This window comes from Mycolicibacterium sp. MU0050, from assembly GCF_963378085.1.
In the GTDB taxonomy this organism is placed as follows: Bacteria; Actinomycetota; Actinomycetes; order Mycobacteriales; family Mycobacteriaceae; genus Mycobacterium; species Mycobacterium wendilense.
The window spans coordinates 261,354-279,486 of record NZ_OY726395.1; the positions used below are offsets into that span (position 1 = coordinate 261,354).

At 70.2% G+C, this 18,133-nt stretch carries 16 protein-coding genes and 1 pseudogene; 4 read left to right on the forward strand and 13 right to left on the reverse strand.

Going from position 1 to position 18,133, the window contains the following annotated elements; translation table 11 throughout:
• Positions 1 to 672 (reverse strand): class I SAM-dependent methyltransferase, encoded by a 672-nt coding sequence (locus R2K23_RS01280; protein ID WP_316513764.1) that lies wholly within the window; start codon positions 670 to 672, stop codon positions 1 to 3.
• Positions 673 to 681: 9 nt separating this feature from the next.
• Positions 682 to 2,160, reverse strand: a complete 1,479-nt coding sequence (locus R2K23_RS01285) for a glutamate-cysteine ligase family protein (RefSeq protein WP_316513765.1) — start codon at positions 2,158 to 2,160, stop codon at positions 682 to 684.
• A gap of 109 nt (positions 2,161 to 2,269) precedes the next feature.
• Here R2K23_RS01285 and glpK point away from each other — a divergent pair, with 109 nt between their 5' ends.
• A complete protein-coding gene (gene glpK, locus R2K23_RS01290) occupies positions 2,270 to 3,790 on the forward strand; it encodes a glycerol kinase GlpK (protein WP_316513766.1) in 1,521 nt (506 codons plus the stop codon).
• Between the two features lie 18 nt (positions 3,791 to 3,808).
• On the opposite strand, the gene lfrA is transcribed toward glpK, so the two are convergent.
• The 3 genes and pseudogenes from lfrA to R2K23_RS01305 form a co-directional block, all read right to left on the reverse strand.
• On the reverse strand, positions 3,809 to 5,335 hold the full coding sequence (gene lfrA / locus R2K23_RS01295) for an efflux MFS transporter LfrA (protein ID WP_316513767.1): 1,527 nt from the start codon (positions 5,333 to 5,335) through the stop codon (positions 3,809 to 3,811).
• A 29-nt stretch (positions 5,336 to 5,364) separates the two neighbouring features.
• Entirely contained in the window at positions 5,365 to 5,943 is a 579-nt protein-coding gene (locus R2K23_RS01300; RefSeq protein WP_396892818.1) for a TetR/AcrR family transcriptional regulator, read from the reverse strand.
• 487 nt (positions 5,944 to 6,430) lie between these two features.
• Positions 6,431 to 7,330 (reverse strand): annotated as a pseudogene (locus R2K23_RS01305) (RDD family protein); the annotation flags it as partial.
• Between the two features lie 27 nt (positions 7,331 to 7,357).
• Between R2K23_RS01305 and R2K23_RS01310 the strand changes: the two are divergent.
• Positions 7,358 to 8,350, forward strand: a complete 993-nt coding sequence (locus tag R2K23_RS01310; protein WP_316513769.1) for a stage II sporulation protein M — start codon at positions 7,358 to 7,360, stop codon at positions 8,348 to 8,350.
• 1 nt (position 8,351) lies between these two features.
• Here the strand turns inward: R2K23_RS01310 and R2K23_RS01315 are convergent, their stop codons facing one another.
• Genes R2K23_RS01315 through R2K23_RS01335 form a run of 5 tightly spaced genes read right to left on the reverse strand, consistent with a single transcriptional unit; the run spans position 8,352 to position 13,643 of the window.
• A complete protein-coding gene (locus R2K23_RS01315) occupies positions 8,352 to 9,674 on the reverse strand; it encodes a DUF58 domain-containing protein (protein WP_316513771.1) in 1,323 nt (440 codons plus the stop codon).
• Positions 9,674 to 10,657 carry an AAA family ATPase gene (locus R2K23_RS01320; RefSeq protein WP_316513772.1) on the reverse strand — a complete coding sequence of 328 codons (984 nt, stop codon included), beginning with the start codon at positions 10,655 to 10,657 and terminating at the stop codon, positions 9,674 to 9,676. Before R2K23_RS01320 ends, R2K23_RS01315 begins: the two co-directional genes overlap by 1 nt.
• Positions 10,654 to 11,820 (reverse strand): DUF4350 domain-containing protein, encoded by a 1,167-nt coding sequence (locus R2K23_RS01325; protein ID WP_396892821.1) that lies wholly within the window; start codon positions 11,818 to 11,820, stop codon positions 10,654 to 10,656. The genes R2K23_RS01320 and R2K23_RS01325 overlap by 4 nt, the downstream gene beginning before the upstream one ends.
• A complete protein-coding gene (locus R2K23_RS01330) occupies positions 11,802 to 12,455 on the reverse strand; it encodes a DUF4129 domain-containing protein (RefSeq protein ID WP_316513773.1) in 654 nt (217 codons plus the stop codon). The genes R2K23_RS01325 and R2K23_RS01330 overlap by 19 nt, the downstream gene beginning before the upstream one ends.
• 9 nt (positions 12,456 to 12,464) lie before the next feature.
• Positions 12,465 to 13,643: a DUF7847 domain-containing protein gene (locus R2K23_RS01335; RefSeq protein WP_316516985.1), complete on the reverse strand. Its 1,179-nt coding sequence runs from the start codon at positions 13,641 to 13,643 to the stop codon at positions 12,465 to 12,467.
• Positions 13,644 to 13,752: 109 nt separating this feature from the next.
• On the opposite strand from R2K23_RS01335, the gene R2K23_RS01340 reads away from it, so the two are divergent.
• Entirely contained in the window at positions 13,753 to 14,217 is a 465-nt protein-coding gene (locus R2K23_RS01340; RefSeq protein ID WP_316513774.1) for a GatB/YqeY domain-containing protein, read from the forward strand.
• A 26-nt stretch (positions 14,218 to 14,243) separates the two neighbouring features.
• Here R2K23_RS01340 and R2K23_RS01345 read toward each other — a convergent pair whose 3' ends face one another.
• Positions 14,244 to 14,444: a three-helix bundle dimerization domain-containing protein gene (locus R2K23_RS01345; protein WP_316513775.1), complete on the reverse strand. Its 201-nt coding sequence runs from the start codon at positions 14,442 to 14,444 to the stop codon at positions 14,244 to 14,246.
• A gap of 52 nt (positions 14,445 to 14,496) precedes the next feature.
• Positions 14,497 to 15,285: an acyl-CoA thioesterase gene (locus R2K23_RS01350; protein ID WP_316513776.1), complete on the reverse strand. Its 789-nt coding sequence runs from the start codon at positions 15,283 to 15,285 to the stop codon at positions 14,497 to 14,499.
• A gap of 159 nt (positions 15,286 to 15,444) precedes the next feature.
• Between R2K23_RS01350 and R2K23_RS01355 the strand changes: the two genes are divergently transcribed.
• Entirely contained in the window at positions 15,445 to 16,428 is a 984-nt protein-coding gene (locus R2K23_RS01355; RefSeq protein WP_316513777.1) for an LLM class F420-dependent oxidoreductase, read from the forward strand.
• A gap of 14 nt (positions 16,429 to 16,442) precedes the next feature.
• On the opposite strand, the gene R2K23_RS01360 is transcribed toward R2K23_RS01355, so the two are convergent.
• Positions 16,443 to 17,978 carry an FAD-dependent oxidoreductase gene (locus tag R2K23_RS01360; protein ID WP_316513778.1) on the reverse strand — a complete coding sequence of 512 codons (1,536 nt, stop codon included), beginning with the start codon at positions 17,976 to 17,978 and terminating at the stop codon, positions 16,443 to 16,445.
• Positions 17,979 to 18,133: the final 155 nt, after the last annotated feature.

The following is an 18,133-nucleotide window of genomic DNA, read 5'->3' on the forward strand; positions in this document are numbered from 1 at the left end:
CTATGCCGGTTTGTGCGCGCTGAGCAGGAACGCCGGCATCTTCATCCGGCCTTTCTCGTCGCGCGGGAACGGCGGCTCCGGCATGTCGGGGATGTTCGGGACGTTGGCGTGGATGAACGCCGGACGGATCTCGTCGATTTCCCAGTACTTGCCGACGGCCGCGCGCAATTCGGCCTCGTCGACCTCGTTGGGCTTGGTCTCGGCCTCCGGCGGGAAGGCCCCCTTGGCGAACACCAGGATGTAGTAGCGCGCCCCGGGCGCGGCGGCCCGATACACCGATTGCTGGTAGCCGTCGCGGCCCTCCACCGGCAGCGAATGGAACAGCGTGCTGTCGACGATCGTGTCGAACTTGCCGTCGAAGCCGGTGAACGACGTGATGTCGTCCTGCACGAAGGTGGCCGTGCTCAGACCCCGCTCGTCGGCGGCCTTGCGGGCCGCGGCCACCGCGTGCGCGGTCAACTCGATGCCGACCACGGTGTAACCCTGCGCCGCCAGCGCGAGGGACAACTCGGCGTAGCCGCACCCGGCGTCGAGGACCGTGCCGGTGACCTTGCCCTGCTCGATCAGCGCGGCCAGTTCCGGCTGCGGCTCCCCGATGTTCCACGGCGGCGGTCCCTCGAACCCGCCGTTGCCCTCGTACGCGTCGTCCCAATCGATTACCTGAGAGGTCATGGCACCACGCTACGCGGGGCCGTCCCAGGTGTGCACGGGCTCGTTGCTGTGCATCCGCTCGCAATACAGCCGCAGCATCTCGGCCAGCGCCTGCGGCCGCGTCAGGCCCCGTTCCTGCAGCGCGGTCACCGTCGCCACCTGCCAACTGGCGCCGGTGCGGCCGGTCTTCGCGCGGCCCTCGATGACCCCGAGGTAACGGTCCCGGACCTCGGCGGCCACCCCGCGCCGGCGCAGACCCTCGTGGGCCAACGGGAGCAGCGCACGAAGAACCAGTTCGTCGGACGTCACCGACCCCAACCCGGGCCAGTACAGGCGGGCGTCCATCCCGTACCGGGCCGCGGCGCGGAAATTCTCCTCCGCCGCAGCGAAACTCATCTTCGTCCAGATGGGCCGGTCCTCCTCGGAGAGGGTCCGTAGCGCGCCGTAGTAGAACGCGGAGTTGGCCATCATGTCGATGACGGTCGGCCCGGCGGGCAGGACGCGGTTCTCCACCCGCAGATGGGGCCGGCCGTTGACCACGTCGTACACCGGCCGGTTCCAGCGGTAGACCGTGCCGTTGTGCAGGCGCAGTTCCGGCAGGGCGGGGGTGCGCCCGGCCGCGAGCTCGGCCAGCGGGTCCTCCTCGGAGATCTCCGGCAGCAACGACGGGAAGTAGCGCACGTTCTCCTCGAACAGGTCGAAGATCGAGGTGATCCAGCGTTCCCCGAACCACACCCGCGGCCGCACCCCCTGCGCCTTGAGCTCGTCGGGCCGGGTGTCGGTGGACTGGGCGAACAGTTCGATGCGGGTTTCCGCCCACAGTTGGTGGCCGAAGAAGTACGGCGAGTTGGCGCCGACGGCCAACTGCGGACCGGCGAGCACCTGCGCGGCGTTCCAGTTGTCGGCGAACCCCGACGGCGAAACCTGCAGGTGCAGTTGCATGCTGGTGCACGCGGACTCCGGGGCGATGGTCTCGGCGTACATCGACAGCCGCTCGGGTCCGTCGATGTCGATCAGGATGTCCTCGCCGCGGGCGGTGAAGATCGAGTCGTTGAGCACCCGGTACCGCGTCGAGTCGCTCATCCAGTCCTCGGCGAGGTGCTCGGGCATCAGCGTGGGCAGGATGCCGATCATCACGATGTGGGTGCCGCCGCGGGTCGCCTTCTCCTCGGCGGCATTGAGGCTGGTCCGGATCTCGTTTTCGAGTTCCAGGGCCGAGCGGCCGGGCAGCGGCCGCGGCGGGACGTTGAATTCGATGTTGTAGGCGCCCAATTCGGTCTGGTAGGCCGGGTCGGCGATGGAGGCCAGCACGTCGGTGTTGGTCATCGCGGGTTGATACCCGTCGTCGACAAGATTGCACTCGATCTCCATCCCGGTCAGCGGCCGGTCGAACTCGAAACTCGATTGCGCCAGCATGGTTTCGAAAACGTCCAGGCACTGCTGCACCTTGCGTCGGTACTCCTGCCGGTGCGCGCGGGTGTAGGTGGTGTCCCTGACTTGTTCGCCCACGCCTCGATGTTATGGGCTGACGTCCCGGTTGGGGGTGATGTCGCCGTTGCGGGCGATCCGGCCGCCGCGGTAGACCATCATGGACCTGGCACCGACGGCGGTAGGAGACATGTTGGCTGACTTTGTTGCGGCGATCGACCAGGGCACCACCAGCACCCGCGCGATGATCTTCGACCATTCGGGACGCGAGGTCGGCCGCCATCAGCTCGAACACGAACAGTTGCTGCCCCGCGCCGGTTGGGTAGAACACAACCCGGTGGAAATCTGGGAGCGCACCGTATCGGTGTTGGCGACCGCGCTCAACAACACCAAGCTCGGCGCCGGCGACCTGGCTGCCCTGGGCATCACCAATCAGCGGGAGACCGCGTTGGTGTGGGACCGGCGCACCGGCCGCCCGCTGTACAACGCGATCGTCTGGCAGGACACCCGCACCGACAGCATCGCGGCCGCGTTGGACCGCGACGGGCGTGGCGACGTGATCCGCCGCAAGGCCGGGCTGCCGCCGGCGACGTACTTCTCCGCGGGCAAGCTGCAGTGGATCCTGGAGAACGTCGACGGTGTCCGGGCCGCCGCCGAGCGGGGCGACGCGATCTTCGGCACCCCGGACACCTGGGTGTTGTGGAACCTGACCGGCGGACCGCACGGCGGGGCGCACCTCACCGACGTCACCAACGCCAGTCGCACCATGCTGATGGATCTGGAGACGTTGGACTGGGACGACGAGCTGTTGTCGTTCTTCGGCATCCCCCGGCAGATGCTGCCGCGCATCGCGTCGTCGTCGTCCCCGGAACCGTACGGGGTGACCCAGGGCGCCGGGCCGCTGGCGGGCGCCATTCCGGTGACCGGCATTCTGGGCGATCAGCAGGCGGCGATGGTCGGTCAGGTGTGCCTGTCCGCGGGGGAGGCCAAGAACACCTACGGCACCGGCAACTTCCTGCTGCTCAACACCGGCGAGCAGATCGTGCGGTCCGAGAACGGATTGCTCACCACGGTCTGCTTCCGCTTCGCCGACGCGAAACCCGTTTACGCGCTGGAGGGTTCGATCGCCGTCACCGGCTCGGCCATCCAGTGGCTGCGGGACCAACTCGGCATCATCTCCGGCGCGGCGCAGAGCGAGGCGTTGGCGCGGCAGGTCGAGGACAACGGCGGCGTGTACTTTGTGCCGGCCTTTTCCGGGTTGTTCGCGCCGTACTGGCGTTCGGATGCCCGGGGCGCGATCGTGGGACTCTCGCGGTTCAACACCAACGCCCATCTGGCGCGCGCCGCGCTGGAGGCGATCTGCTACCAGAGCCGCGACGTGGTGGACGCGATGGCGGCGGACTCGGGGGTACGCCTCGAGGTGCTGAAGGTCGACGGTGGGATCACCGCCAACGATCTGTGCATGCAGATCCAGGCCGACGTGCTCGGTGTCGAGGTAGTGAAACCCGTTGTGGCGGAGACGACTGCGTTGGGAGCGGCCTACGCCGCCGGGCTGGCGGTGGGCTTCTGGTCGGACCCCGACGAGTTGCGGGCCAACTGGCAAGAGGACAAGCGCTGGGCACCGGAATGGACCGACGAACAGCGCGCCACCGGGTACGCGGGCTGGCAGAAGGCCGTGCAACGCACCCTGGACTGGGTCGACGTCGAGTGAGTCCCCGGCGCACCGAAATCAGGTGCGGCGGAACGCAAATGCGACGGCGACGGCGGCTGCGGCGGTGAGCCCCGCCGCGATCGCCGCGGTGGGGGCGATCCCCGAGTCGAAGGCCACCCGGGCCGACTCGAGCAACCGCTCACCGAGGGCGGGCGGCAACTCCTCGGCCACCGACACGGCCCCGCCGATACTCTCCCCGGCGGCGTGGCTGTGGGCGGGCGACAGCTTGGCGGGAACCTCGACGTTCGCGCGGTAGAAGGCGGTGAAGATGGTGCCCAGCGTGGCCATGCCGACGACGGCGCCCAACTCGTAGGCGGTCTCGGAAACCGCAGACGCGGCACCGGCTTTCGCGGCCGGCACCGAACTCACGATGGTGTCGTTGGACACGGTCTGCGAGACCCCGACGCCCAGTTCGAGCACCACGAACGACGCGATGATCGCGACCACCGTCAGGTCGTGGCGGAACACCAGGATCATCAGGAACCCCGTCGAGACCAGCACCAGCCCGGCGATGATCAGCGTCCGCGGGGCGAACCGGCGGGACAGCCGAACCACCGCCAGGCCGCCGGCCACCGACATCAGCGCGCCGGGCAGGGTGACCAGCCCGGCGATCAGCGGTGAGAGGCCGAGCACCAGCTGCAGGTGCTGGGAGATGAAGAACAAGAAGCCGATCAGGCCGACGATCGACAGGAAGTTGGCCAGGATCGAGGAGCTGAACGGGCCGTAGGCGAACAGCGTCATGTCGAGCATCGGTGTGGCGCTGCGGTTCTGCCGGCGCACGAACCACACCCCGGTGCCGATGCCGAGCGCGAACGCCGCAACCGTGACCGCGGACAACCCGTCGTGCGCGGCGACCTTGATGGCCCAGACGAACGGCAGCATGGCGACGAATGCCAGCGTCACGCTGATGAGGTCCAGCGGACCCGGGTTGGGGTCGCGGGATTCGGGCACCACGCGCGGCGCGAGAATCAGCAGCGGCAGCAGGATCGGAATCGCCACCAGGAACACCGCGCCCCAGTGGAAATGCTCGAGCAGGACACCGCCGACGATCGGTCCCAGCGCGGAACCGGCGGTGAAGCAGGATGCCCAGATGGCGATGGCCAGCCGGCGCGCGGAGGCTTCGGTGAAGATGTTGCGGATCAACGACAGCGTCGGCGGCATCAGCATGGCGCCGAACACGCCGAGCAGCGCACGCGCCGCGACCAGGGTTTCGGCGGTGGGAGAAAACGCGGCGACCGCGGAGGCCACCGCGAACCCGGTGGCGCCGATCAACAGCAGGCGGCGCCGGCCGATGCGGTCGCCGAGGCTGCCCATCGGCACCAGCAGCGCGGCGAGCACCAGGGAGTACACGTCGACGATCCAGAGCTGGGTGGTGGCCGGCGGCCGGAAGTCCTCGGCGATCGCGGGCAGCGCGAAGGCCAGCACGGTGTTGTCGATCGCCACCAGCAGCACCGGCAGCATCAACACCGCCAGCGCGACCCAGGCGGTGCGCGGGGTGGTATCCGGCGACGCCGCGGAATCGGCGGCGTCGAGTCGGCTGGACATGCGGTGACTCCTGAAAGGCTGAGGTGTACTCAGCCGGGGTTGATGGCGCCCTCGGTGAGGGTGGTCATGATGGCGTCGACGATCTGATGACGCGGGGTGCCGTCCTGCTGCGCCGACTCGAACCCGGCTTGCAGTAGCGCCCAGAATGCGCGGCGCACCCACCCCGGCGGGGTGTTGGCGCGGTCGGCGCAGGCGCGGTTCAGCACTTCGATGACGGCCTCGTCGCCGGTTTCGAGGTGGGCCAGCAGCTCGGGATCGCCCAGGACCGCGGGGTCGACGTAGATGTAGGCGACGATGGGCCCCAACTCGAGCTGGGATTCGACGACCCGGCGCAGGGCTGCGACGGGCGGACCGCTCAGGGGATCGGCCTCGGCGATTGCGGCATTGCTGATCGCGTGGACGTGGATCGCCAGGGCGCGGATCAGGTCGGCGCGCTCGGGGAAGTACCGGTGCAGCGTGCTGCGGCCGACCTCGGCGGCATCGGCGATGTCCGACAGCGAGGCCGCCGGCGTCGCAGACAGCACCGACATGGCGGCATCGAGGATCGCCTTCCTCGTGCGGCCGCGCACCCCGGTCTCTACGTTCACGAGGAGGAAATCTACCACCATTGGGCCAAAATGGGACAGTGGTGTCTCATTTCACAAGCGGGTGCCCAGGTGAGGCGGGCTGTGGGGTGAGGCGGGCTTTGGGGTGGGGAGTGCGAGGAGTGGGGCGAGTAGATGTGCGAGCTGTGCGCCCGGGAGACCCGCCCTGGCGAGCTACCTGATCGGCGCGCCTTGCCGGCGTCTACCTCAAGCGCCGAGATTGCAGCCAGGGCTGTGCCTGTCGCGCAGCCACGACCCTGGCGGCATTTTCGTGGGGCGGATGCTCTGGTCGGTTGGGCCGCAATCAAGCTGGCGGGACGAAGCCACCCGAAGGTGGGCCCGACGGCGGCGGCGACGAGTCGGGCGCTGTGGGGGAGCTCGCTCCGGCTGATGGGTGTGGCGCTGTGGGGGCGGGTGCTCCGGCGGACGAGGGCGGTGCTGCTGGATAGGACACCCCCGCTGGGTAGGACGCCCCCGCTGGGTAGGACGCCCCCACGGCGTAGGGCGGCATCGGCGCTGCGGGGGGATGGGTCGACGGCGCCCACCCGGTTGGCGCGACAGCCGGAGAGGCGGCTCCGGGGTAACCCGCCGCCGCTCCCGGATAACCCGCCGGCACCGCTCCCGGATAACCGCCCGGGGCGGCCGCGGGATAACCCCGCGCGGTCAGCCGGGCCAGCTCCCGGCGATGCCGCTCGGCGAGCACCGCGGCCAGCATGTGCTGCGGCGGTGTCCCCGGCGGAGGCGGCGGCGAAATCCGGGCGGCCACCTCCCCGGCGATGCGGGCCGCCATCTGATCGCGCAGCGGCGCATCGAGTTGATGTGCGCGGGAAAGGAATTGCCGGGCCAGCTCGGCCTGCTCGACACCCAGGCCGGACAGTTGCAGCGTGCTCGCCCACCAGGCCAGCGGCGGCGGCATGGCCGGCGGGGGCGCAAGCTTGGGTCCGCGTTCGCTGATCACCACGGTGCCGGCGAAGATGTCCCCGATCCGTTTGCCCTTGCGGGACAACAGGCTGCAGATCACCGCCGGTGCGCCGGTGAGCATCCAGATCTCGACCACACCGGCCAACGCGCGAAACAGCGCCTGCCGGAACCGTTCCGGGCCGCCGTCGTCGGACACCACGCGCAGGCCCATCGCCATCTTGCCCAGCGTGCGCCCGCGCGTCGCGGTCTCGAAGATCAGCGGGTAGCCGACCAGCACCAACACCGTGAAGATGATGAGCACCGACGCCGACAGCGCCGGGTCGAACTGCAGCAGCGTCACCGCCCACAGGCCCACGCCCAGCAGATAGCCCAGGATCATCACGCTGATGTCGATCAGCGAACTGATGGCGCGCACCGGCAACTGAGCGATCTGCACGTCGAGGACCACCGCGTCACCGGTGACCACCGCGTCTGTAGGCGTGCCGGACATGGCAGCGACGCTACTAGACTTCGCCGAGTGGACGTCGACGCATTCGTGGTGGCTCACCGCCCCACCTGGGACCGGCTGGAATACCTGGTCAAGCGTCGCAACAAGCTCACCGGCGCCGAGGTCGACGAACTGGTCGATCTGTACCAGCGCGTCTCGACGCACCTGTCGATGGTGCGCTCGGCCTCCTCGGACTCGGCGCTGGTCGGCCGGCTGTCGACGCTGGTGGCTCGCGCCCGCTCCGCGGTGACCGGGGCGCACGCTCCGCTGTGGAGCGAGTTCCGCCGCTTCTGGACGGTGTCGTTCCCGGTGGTGGCCTACCGCTGCTGGCGCTGGTGGCTGGGCTCGGCGGTCGGGTTCACCGTCGTCGCGGTGCTCATCGGCGTCTGGGTGGCGACCAACCCCGAGGTGCAGGCGACCATCGGAACCCCCAGCGACATCGAGCAATTGGTCAACCACGACTTCGAGTCGTACTACAGCGAGAACCCCGCCGGGTCGTTCGCGCTGCGGGTCTGGGTCAACAACTCGTGGGTCGCGGCCCAGTGCATCGCCTTCGCGGTGCTGCTGGGGCTGCCGATCCCGTATGTGCTGTTTCAGAACGCCGCCAACGTCGGCGTGGCCGGCGGGCTGATGTTCGACGCCGGCAAGGGCGGCCTGTTCTTCGGCCTGCTCACCCCGCACGGCCTGCTCGAGCTGACGGCGGTGTTCCTGGCCGCAGCCGCCGGGATGCGGCTGGGCTGGGCGGTGATCTCGTCGGTGGACCGGCCCCGAACCCAGGTGCTCGCCGAACAGGGCCGCGCCGTCGTGGCGGTGGCCATCGGGCTGGTCGCGGTGCTGCTGATCTCGGGGCTGATCGAGGCCTTGGTGACGCCCTCGCCGTTCCCGACGTGGGTGCGCATCGCGATCGGGGTGCTCGCGGAGGCGGCGTTCCTGGCCTACGTCATCTACTTCGGCCGACGCGCGGTGGCCGCCGGCGAGACCGGCGACGTCGCCGACGCCCCGGACTACGTGCCGACCAGATAGCTCAGAGCCGGCCGCTGGCCTTCATCGCCAGATAGCGGTCGGCCAGCGCGGGAGCCAGGTCATCGGGTGCGGCGTCGACCACCTCGACGCCACTGTTTCGCAGCCGGGCCGCCAACGCGCCGCGGTCGTTGCGGGACTTCTCCGCCGCGGCCGCGTCGTACACCTGCGCGGCATCGGCGCGCCCGGCGGCGAGCTCGTCGACCCGTGGATCGCGGACCGCGGCGACGATCACCTGGTGCTTGGTCGACAGCTGCGGCAGCACGGGTAGCAGGCCCTCGTCCAACGCCGAGGCGTTCAGGTCCGTCAGCAACACCACCAGCGCCCGCCGGCGCACCCGGCGCTGCACTGCGGAAACCGTTGCGGTGAAATCGGATTCCACCAAGGCGGGTTCCAGCGGCGCCATCGCCTGCACCAGCTGCGCCAGCAACTCGGTGCGTGAGGCGCCGACGACGGCCGCGCGGCTGACCCGGTCGTGGGCCAGGAAATCCACGTGGTCGCCGGCCCGCGTGGCCAGCGCGGCCAACAGCAGCGCGGCGTCCAGCGACCAGTCCAGGCGCGGCCAGCCGCCGGGGTCGCCGGCGGTCGGATCCACCCCGACGCGCCCGGCCGAGGTGCGGCCGGTGTCGACGACGATCACCACCCGTCGGTCCCGCTCCGGACGCCAGGTGCGGACGACGACGTCGTTGCGCCGGGCGGTGGCGCGCCAGTCGATGGAGCGCACGTCGTCGCCGACGACATACTCGCGCAGCGAATCGAATTCGGTGCCCTGCCCGCGGATCAGCACCGGCACCATGCCGTCCAGTTCGCGCAGCTTGGCCAGCCGGGACGGCAGATGCTTGCGGGACAGGAACGGCGGCAGAATCCGCACTGTCCAGGGCGCCTGCTGCGAGCGCTGCCGCCCAGCCAGGCCCAGCGGGCCCAGCGAGCGCGCGGTCACCGCCGCCGAGCTCTGGTCCCCGCGCCGGACCGGCCGCAACCGGGTCTGCACCAGTTCGTTCTCGCCGGCCGCGATGTTCACCGCCGTACGCGTCGGTTCGGCGCGAGCACTGGGCGGCCAGGCGTCCCGCACCCAGCCGCGGAACCGGCGGGCGCCGTGGTTGTGGATCTGCAGGCCGACGTGCACCGGTTCGCCCAGCCGCGCCGAGTTGTCGCCGCCGCGCGTGAGCGTCAGCGCCCGCGGGCTGGCGGCCAACGCCAGATCGGCGGCGACGGCGGCCAGCAGCAGTGCCAGCAGGATCGCGAAAGCCGTTGCCGGCCAGGGAGACAGCGCGACGGGAAGCACTCCCAGCAGCGCCAACAGGCCGGTGCGGCCGGTCAGGACCACTAGCGCGGGACCGGGACGGCGGCCAGGATTCCGTCGAGGACGCCGTCGGGGGTCGCGCCTTCGAGCTCGGATTCGGGCCGCAGCGCGACCCGGTGCCGCAGGGTGGGCCGCGCCATGGCCTTGACGTCGTCCGGGGTCACGTAGTTCCGGCCGGACAGCCAGGCCCAGGAGCGGGCGGTGTTCAGCAGGGCCGTCGCACCGCGCGGCGAGACGCCGAGTTGCAGCGCCGGCGAATGCCGGGTGGTGCCGACGATGTCGACGATGTAGCCGAGGATCTCGTCGGCGACGAACACCTCGCGCACGGCGTCCCGCCCGGCGGCGAGGTCGGCGGGACTGGCCACCGCCCGCAGCGACGACAGATCCCGCGGGTCGAAACCCTGGGCATGCCGGGTGAGGATGGCGATCTCCTGATCCCGCGGCGGCAACGGCACATTGAGCTTCAACAGGAAGCGGTCGAGTTGTGCCTCGGGCAGCTGGTAGGTGCCCTCGTACTCGATCGGGTTCTGGGTGGCCGCGACGATGAACGGATCCGGCAGCGGCCGGGCCTCGCCGTCGACGCTGACCTGACGTTCCTCCATGGCCTCCAGCAGCGCGGCCTGGGTCTTCGGCGGCGTCCGGTTGATCTCGTCGGCCAGCAGCAGATTCGTGAACACCGGGCCGGGCCGGAAGGTGAACGCCGCCGTGCGGGCGTCGTAGATCATGGAACCGGTGACGTCGCCGGGCATCAGGTCCGGCGTGAACTGCACCCGCTTGAACTCCAGCTGCAGCGCCGCCGCCAGCGCCCGGACCAACAGGGTCTTGGCGACCCCGGGCACGCCCTCGAGCAGGACGTGGCCGCGGCAGAGCAGCGCGACGACCAGTCCGCTGACCACCGCGTCCTGTCCGACGACGGCCTTGGCGATCTCGGCGCGCAGGTCCAGCAGCGCAGTGCGGGCGGCGTCCGCGGCGGCGGAGGCCGGCGGTGCCTGGGAGGGCTGTGTCACGTGTGTGCGACCTGCCTTTCGATGTCGTCGAGGGCGTTAGCCAGATGTACCAGATCCTCGTCGGTGACCGGCGCCGGACCGAACAGCGCGTACTGCACCAGCTGCGGATCCAGGCCGGGTGCGCGTTTGGCGGTGTTCTGCACGATCGCGGCCACCAGGGCGGCCGGTGCGGTGCCGGGGCCCAGGCCCAGCCGCGGGGTCAGGCGCTGCAGCGCCGCGGTGCGCAGTGCGTCGGCGGCCTGCGCGCGGGCGCGTCGGGAGCGGTAGAGCCGGCCGCGGCCCTCCACCGTTTCCGAGGCCCGCACCACCACGGGAAGCCGCTCGGCGACCAGCGGGCCCAGCCGCCGTCCCTTCCACAGGGCCACCAGGGCGACCGCGAGGCACAGCTGCCAGACGATCCAGTGCACCCGGTCGGGGATCAGATCGGTGATGCTCGCGGCGCCGCTGTGGTCGCCCTCGGGCTGTTGCGGTGCGTACCAGATCAGCCGCGGGTGCACGCCGGCCAGGTTCATCGCCAACGCGGCGTTGCCCTCGCGCAGCAGCGTGGAGTTGGTCATGAAGTCGGCGGTGCCGACCACGGTGACGGTGCGCTGCCCGTCGTCGTAACGCACCAGCGCGCCGTCGTAGCAGCGGGTCAGGTCGGGGCCGTCCTCGACGGCCTCGTAGGTGACGGTGGGGCCCAGTCGGGCCGATCCGGCCCGAACGGCTTCTCGCAGAGCGCAGTTGGGCTCACCGCCCATGGTGGATTCCGTCGACTCGGTGATGCCGGGCGCCAGCACCTCCCGGGTTCGCGACGTCGGCGCGATGAGCAGCAGATCGGCGGGCGCGTCGGCCAGCGCGTCCAGCAACTCGTCGTCCCACAGGTAGTAGGTCTGCGCGACCATCAGCAGCGCGTCGGGGCCGGCCAGCGCGGCCGCTTCGGCGGCGGTCTCGGCGACCTGCACGCGGACGCCCTGCTCGCGCAGCAGGGTGGCCAGGGCGTGGGCGCCCTCGGGGCCGGTGGCGGCGGGATCCATGCGTCCACCCAGACGGGGGGCCGTGAGCCAGGCGGTGATGACCGACAGCACGATCACGGCGACCGCCGCCAGGGCGACCCAGCGCCAGGTGCGGCTGCGCGTGGCCGGACGCGGTGCGGTCACGGCGGTCACGGGATCTCCGCCCACGTCGTCGGAGCGGCACCGGCCTGCGCCGGAACGCGAGGGCCGCCGGGACGGGTGCGCAGGTGGTCGTCCAACCGGACCAACAGCCCATAGGACTCGGGCGTGCCCGGCCGCTCCCCGAAGGTCACATCGTTGAACACCGTTGCGGCGTCGATGAATTCACCGGACAGCTCGGGCATGGCGGTGCCGGCGGCTCGCGCCAGTTCCAGTGAGGTTCGGCCGGGCACGGCGTCCAGAACGCCGGTCTCCTCGAGGTGGCGCGCGATCGCGCGGAGTCGGTGGCGGATGGCCGCCGCCCAATCGCCGGCGGCGGCGTACTGCTCGGCGGTCGCGCGGTGGGCGGCGGCGCTCAGCTCCGCCGTGCCGAACAGCGCCATGTCACCGTTGCGGTTGGTGTGCATGGTGTTCCGGGCGACGCGGACCGCGACGACGACGGCCACCGCGACCAGGATCACCAGCACGGTGAGGGTGAACCAGCCGCCGGGGACCATCGACCCGGTGTCGACGATGCGGTAGATCACGTCGTTCAACCATTCGCTGAGTTGTTCGGACAGCGTCGGTTTCGGATAAATGGGCTTGCTGAGCTCGTTCTGGGCGAGCTCGTGGGCGGTGTCGCGGTCGACGTCTACTTCAGCCACAGAGGAGCCTCAGTGCCGGGTCAGCCAGAGGTGGTCGGTGGACTGCGGGTTGGCGGGGTCGGCCACCGCACCGGTGCGCAGCACCAGGTCGAACGCCTCGGCGCGGATGCGTCGGTCGGTGTAGAGCAGCACGACGACGCCGGCCGCGAACGGCGTCGTGATGATCTGCCCGATCACGGCGCCGACGCTGGCCAGCGCCATGGCGATCAGGAATGACGCGGAGTCGCCGACGACGGCGCCGCCCAACGCCGCGGCGAACATGAACGGCACCGCGACGGCCATCGACACCAGGTAGGTCACCACCCGGGTGAGCAGCCAGATGCCGAAGACGCGCCAGAAGTCCCGTCGGATCAGTGCGAAGGACCGGGCGATCGAGGCCAGCACGGGCTGGCGCTCCAGCACCACGATGGCGGGCGCGAAGGAGGTGACGACCGAGATCCACAGCGCGGCCGCGACGCCGAGCAGCCCGAGCGGAATGCCGACCGCGGCGCCGGCCAGACCGCCGCCGGCCGCCGTGGCGGCGACGATGACCACGACGGTGACGAAGACCACCGCGATCGCCGCCAGCGTGATGAGCAGGGTGACCCCGATCAGCGGCAGAAGCCGGTCCCGGATGCGCTGCCAGGTTTCGCCGATGGTGATGCCGGAGCCGAAGACGGCCCGACCCACGATGACGGTCAGCATGCCGGTGAGCACGATCGCCGCCAGGGCGCTGATCAGCATGCCGGGGAGTTCGGTCCACACGCTGTCGATGACGGCGACGTCGAAGGCGATGCTCTCCGGGTCGGTGTCGGCCAGGTCCCGCATGGGGCCGATCTGCAGCAGCAGCGCGATGGCCTGGGTGACGATCACGACCAGCGCCGTCAGGCCCAGCGTGGCCTTGGGGTTCGCCCGGATGAAGCCGACCGCACCGTTGTAGATGTCGCTGAGGGTGAGCGGCCGCAGCGGGATGATGCCGGGGCGCAACTCCAGCGGTTGCGGCGGATAGCCCGGCGGCGGGTAGCCGGGAGGCGGTGGGTAGCCGGGCGGCGGCGGGCCGCCGTATCCCGGTGGCGGTCCGGGTGGCGGACCGAGCGGGGCGGTATAGCCGGGCGGCGGGTAGGACGGATACCCGGGTGGCGGGCCGGACCCGGGTGCCGCCGGCCCCTGCGGATACTGCGGCGGCCAACCCTGCCCCATCGGCGGCATGCTCACCCGGCGCTTCCCCTGTCGTTCGCTCGACTACGTTTCCGACCAGTCTGGCATGCCGCGGCCATGCCGGTCACAGCAAATGGGTCCGCGGCGTAGCGTCGTAGCCATGTCTGAGCTGAAGAACCGCCTGCGCGCCGACCTGACCGCCGCGATGAAGGCGCAGGACAAGCTGCGCACCGCCACCTTGCGGCTGGTGTTGGCCGCAATCCAGAGCGAGGAAGTGGCCGGCAAGCAGTCGCGCGAGTTGTCCGACGACGAGGTGATCAAGGTGCTGACCCGCGAGTCCCGGAAGCGGGGGGAGGCCGCGCAGATCTACGTCAGCAACGGCCGCGGGGAGATGGCTGCCAACGAGCGCGCCGAAGCCAGCGTCATCGACGAGTATCTGCCCACCCAGCTCAACGACGACGAGCTGGCCAATGTGGTGAACACGGCGATCGCCCAGGTGGCGGAGGCCAACGGGGAGGCGCCCGGGATGCGGCAGATGGGCCAGGTGATGAAGGCCGCGACCGCGATCGCCGGCGGCAAGGCCGACGGGGCGCGCATCTCGGCGTTCGTCAAAGATCGACTCTGAACGCCGGGGGAACCGTCAGGGCGCGGTCAGACCGCGGCGTGTGACAGTTCAGCGAAGGCGCGACGCTCGACGAGCAGCGGCACGAAATCGCGGATCTTGCTATCGGAGAAGCGGTCCCGAGCTTGCTCGACGGCCGCGACAACAGCGGTGGGGGGGAGCTGGGCAAACTCGTCGATCAGCCGTCGCTCGACGTCCGAGAGCAGCTCAGCTTCGGTCCTCTTGGCCATAACCGAAAGTATCGGTGAACGGGCGGTGGCGAGCAAATGTTTCGAGGAAGTGTCACGAACGCCACAGTGCCTCCTGGGATGTGGTGGCGATCAGGGTCCGGTCGGTGTTGTAGAGCGAGCCCCGCACCAGGCCGCGGGAGTCGCTGTTGTTGACCGGGTCCACGTCGTAGCGATGCCACTGGTGGGGGTCGAAAGCGCGGTGAAACCACACCGAGTGGTCCAGGCTGGCGGCGAACCCGTCCGCCGGCAGTTCTGGAGGGCGCGCCACCGGCACCGGCCCGAAGTCCGACATGAACGCCAGGACACAACTGCGCACCAGCGGGTCATCCTCGATCTCGTCGCGGGTGCGGATCCAGAACGGCGGGATCGCGAACTCGGAGGTGTCGTCGGGCATGGTCCGGATCTCGAAGTAGTCGGCGAAGTCGATGCTGGGGTCCTTGGCGACCGCGTCCTCCAGACCCACGGTGACGACCGGCGGGGGATGCCGATCGGCGCCGGGCTCCGGCAGGTGAAACGACGCGATCATCTCCAGGATCACCGCGCCGTTCTGGACCGCGGTGACCCGGCGGGTGTCGAAGGAGCGGCCGTCGCGGGTGCGTTCCACCTGGAACTCGACGGCGACGCCGTAGACGCCGCCGCGCACGAAGTACAGGTGGAGCGATTGCGGGAGTTTGACCGGGTCGACGGTGGCGCCCGCGGCGCCGAGCGCCTGGGCGGCGATGAGACCGCCGAACAGCCGCGGCTCGTTGCCGAACACCTGCGCCTGGGGCGACACGAAGGTGTCCCTGTCGCGGTCGAACTGCAGCAGCTGCGCGATCCAGCTCTTCTTGGCACCGGCCATGACGGCTGACCTTATCGGGTCAGGTGCGCGCCATGGACCGCGGCAGGCGGGACCGCGAGCGGAACGGCCAACGGCTCGGGCTCGACGGGACCGGCGTTGGCATGGGATTCTTTAATGCATATTCTGTGGTGGATCAACTCCCGCTGAAGAGAGAACTCCATGGCTAGGCTGGGCCTGACCGTTCCGTTCCAAAGTGACACGCTCGCAAGGCAAGCCGGCATTCTCGATGCGGTGGCGCCGCATGGTTTCACCGACCTCTGGTCGGCGGAGGCGGCCGGCTCGGATGCCTTCACCCCGCTGGCCGCGGCCGCGGTGAGCCACCCCGAATTCCGGCTGGGGACCGCGATCGTGCCCGCGTACACGCGTGGGCCCGCGCTCTTGGCGATGTCGGCCGCCGCGCTGGCCGAGCTGGCGCAGTCACCGATCGCGCTCGGAATCGGCTCCAGCTCCGATGTGATCGTCGAAAAGTGGAACGGGCTGGAGTTCCACGCCCCGTATCAGCGAGTTCGGGATGTCGCGCACTTCCTGCGTCGCGCGTTCACCGGTGAGCGGGTCGAGATGGAGTGTGCCAGCTTCTCGATCAAAGGTTTTCGGCTCGAGCGTGTCCCGGAACGGGTGCCGAAGCTGCTGATCGCCGCGCTGCGCCCGGGGATGCTCCGGTTGGCGGCCCGAAGCGCCGACGGCGCGATCGTCAATTGGTTGTCGGCCACCGATGTGCACCGCGTCGCCGGTGTCGTCCGGGACATCGCTCCCGACGCCGAAATCGTGGCGCGCCTCTTCGTCATTCCGAGCACCGACGTCGCCGCTGTGCGTGCCACCGCCAAGCGGACCATCGCCGCATATCTGAACGTCCCGGTGTACGCGGAGTTCCATCGGTGGCTGGGACGCGGTTCGGTGCTGGAACCAATGTGGACCAGCTGGCACAACGGCGACCGCAAAGGGGCGCTGGAGGCGATACCCGACTCCCTGGTCGACGAGTTGTTCTTGTACGGCACCCCCGCCGAAATCGCCGACCGGGTCCGCGAGTACGCGCACGCCGGCGTCGACACCCCCATCCTCGCGGTGCTCCCCGCGCAGGGCGTCAGCGAACTGCGCCCGAGCGACGTCGCCCAGATCGGTGCCGCGTACGCGACACTCAACTAGGAACCGCCGGGACGCTATCCGAGCGACAGATGGTGGGCAGTCATCGCAAGCCGTAGTTGCGCCTCGTCGATGTTGTTGGCCTGCAACGGGATCGATGCGGCCACAAACTGGTCAGGCCGAACGAGATAGACGCGGTCGCGCCGCAACCGGCCGTGCTCGTCGGCACCGAAGTGGTGCGGCCCCTCGATCCAGTCCGGTAGCTCCGGGCGCGCCGGGCTGCCGGTGCCGTAGCAGTGCAGCTGCCACGTCATGGTCCGCAGGGCCTGCTGGTTGTCGCCGACCGGCGGCAGCCGACGCCCCACCACGGGGTCCTGTGTCCAGCGCGGTCGATCCTCGACGTAGCGATAGCGGATCCGGTACTGACCCAGGTAGCCGCCCAGGCGCGCACCCAGCCGCGTCTTCGCGACCCGCGGAACCGCCGTCGCACCCAGGACGGCCATGGCCCGCCGCAGCAGGGCGGGCACGGGGCTGCGGCGTCCGATCACGCCGAACGCCCGGTCGGTGACGTTCACCAGCGTCAGTGCCACCGGCCTGCGTTCGCGTTCGTATCCGTCCAGCGCCGCGCCATCCCGGCGGCCCTGGACCACGTCGGCCAGCAGCACCGCCAGATTGTGGGCGTCCTGCAGACCGGTGTTCATCCCCTGCCCGCCGACCGGGGAGTGCACGTGCGCCGCGTCGCCGGCCAGAAACACCGCACCGGCCCGGAACCGGGCGGCGACCCGATGATGCACCCGGTAGGTGGAGAACCAGTCCACCGCGCCGTGCGTCAGCCCGTACTCGGCGTCGGCGGCCGCCAGCGCCTCGTCCTGGGAGACCTGGTCCTTGTGGGACAGCGCCACCAGCCGGGTGTGACCGCCCGGACCCATCGGAAAGATCACCGCGAACGTCGACTTGCCGATCCGCAGGTTCACCGCCGCCTCGGGCACCCCGCGCACGTCGTGCACGTCGGCGACCCAGAACGTCGCTTCGTCGGTCGTGCCCTCGAAGGGCAGGTTGAGCTGTCGTCGGACGGCCGAGGACGCACCGTCGGCGCCGACACACCAGTGCGCGCGCACCCGCAGCAGCCCACCGTCGTGCTCGAGTAGCGCCTCCACCCGGCCACCGGCCTGCGCGGTGTGGTCCACCAAGTCGATCAGGCGGTGTCGCCAACGGAGGTCACCGCCGCCCGCGACCAGGGCGGTGCTGAGCACTTCCTCGTTGCGGCTCTGCTCGAAGACCTGGACGCCGGGAAAGCGGGTGGCGCCGACCTGTAGCAGCGTGATGTCGGGCCCGGGGCTGCGCGGCGAGGCGCCCACCTGTAGTCGGGTCGCTTGGTAGGCGCGGTGCAGCACGGTCTCGGCCAGCCCGAGCTGGTCGTAGATTTCCATCGAGCGGGCGTGCACCGCCAGCGCCCGGGATTCGCGGGTCGGCCCGGACTTGTGGTCCACCACCACCGCGGCGACGCCGCGACGCTGCAGGACCAACCCGGCCATCAGGCCCGTCGGGCCCGCACCGACGACCAGGACATCGGTGTCGACGGTGGGGAGATCGTGGAGACGGACGGTGGTCACCGGTTCATTTTGACTCTCGCGGCGGGCGCTACGGGAGCGATCGCGGCGAACCATCAGTCGAGTTACAAAACCGACCAATTAGTAACGCCAGTCACAATCTTCTGGAGAACCGCACGCGAACCCCTTACCGCTTGGTAACAATGTCGGGTAAGTGT

Coding starts and splice junctions, on each gene's coding strand:
- R2K23_RS01280 (WP_316513764.1), bottom strand. CDS start 672: ATGACCTCTCAGGTAATCGATTGGGACGACGCGTACGAGGGCAACGGC.
- glpK (WP_316513766.1), top strand. CDS start 2,270: ATGTTGGCTGACTTTGTTGCGGCGATCGACCAGGGCACCACCAGCACC.
- lfrA (WP_316513767.1), bottom strand. CDS start 5,335: ATGTCCAGCCGACTCGACGCCGCCGATTCCGCGGCGTCGCCGGATACC.
- R2K23_RS01300 (WP_396892818.1), bottom strand. CDS start 5,943: ATGGTGGTAGATTTCCTCCTCGTGAACGTAGAGACCGGGGTGCGCGGC.
- R2K23_RS01335 (WP_316516985.1), bottom strand. CDS start 13,643: ATGCCGCCGATGGGGCAGGGTTGGCCGCCGCAGTATCCGCAGGGGCCG.
- R2K23_RS01340 (WP_316513774.1), top strand. CDS start 13,753: ATGTCTGAGCTGAAGAACCGCCTGCGCGCCGACCTGACCGCCGCGATG.
- R2K23_RS01345 (WP_316513775.1), bottom strand. CDS start 14,444: ATGGCCAAGAGGACCGAAGCTGAGCTGCTCTCGGACGTCGAGCGACGG.
- R2K23_RS01350 (WP_316513776.1), bottom strand. CDS start 15,285: ATGGCCGGTGCCAAGAAGAGCTGGATCGCGCAGCTGCTGCAGTTCGAC.
- R2K23_RS01355 (WP_316513777.1), top strand. CDS start 15,445: ATGGCTAGGCTGGGCCTGACCGTTCCGTTCCAAAGTGACACGCTCGCA.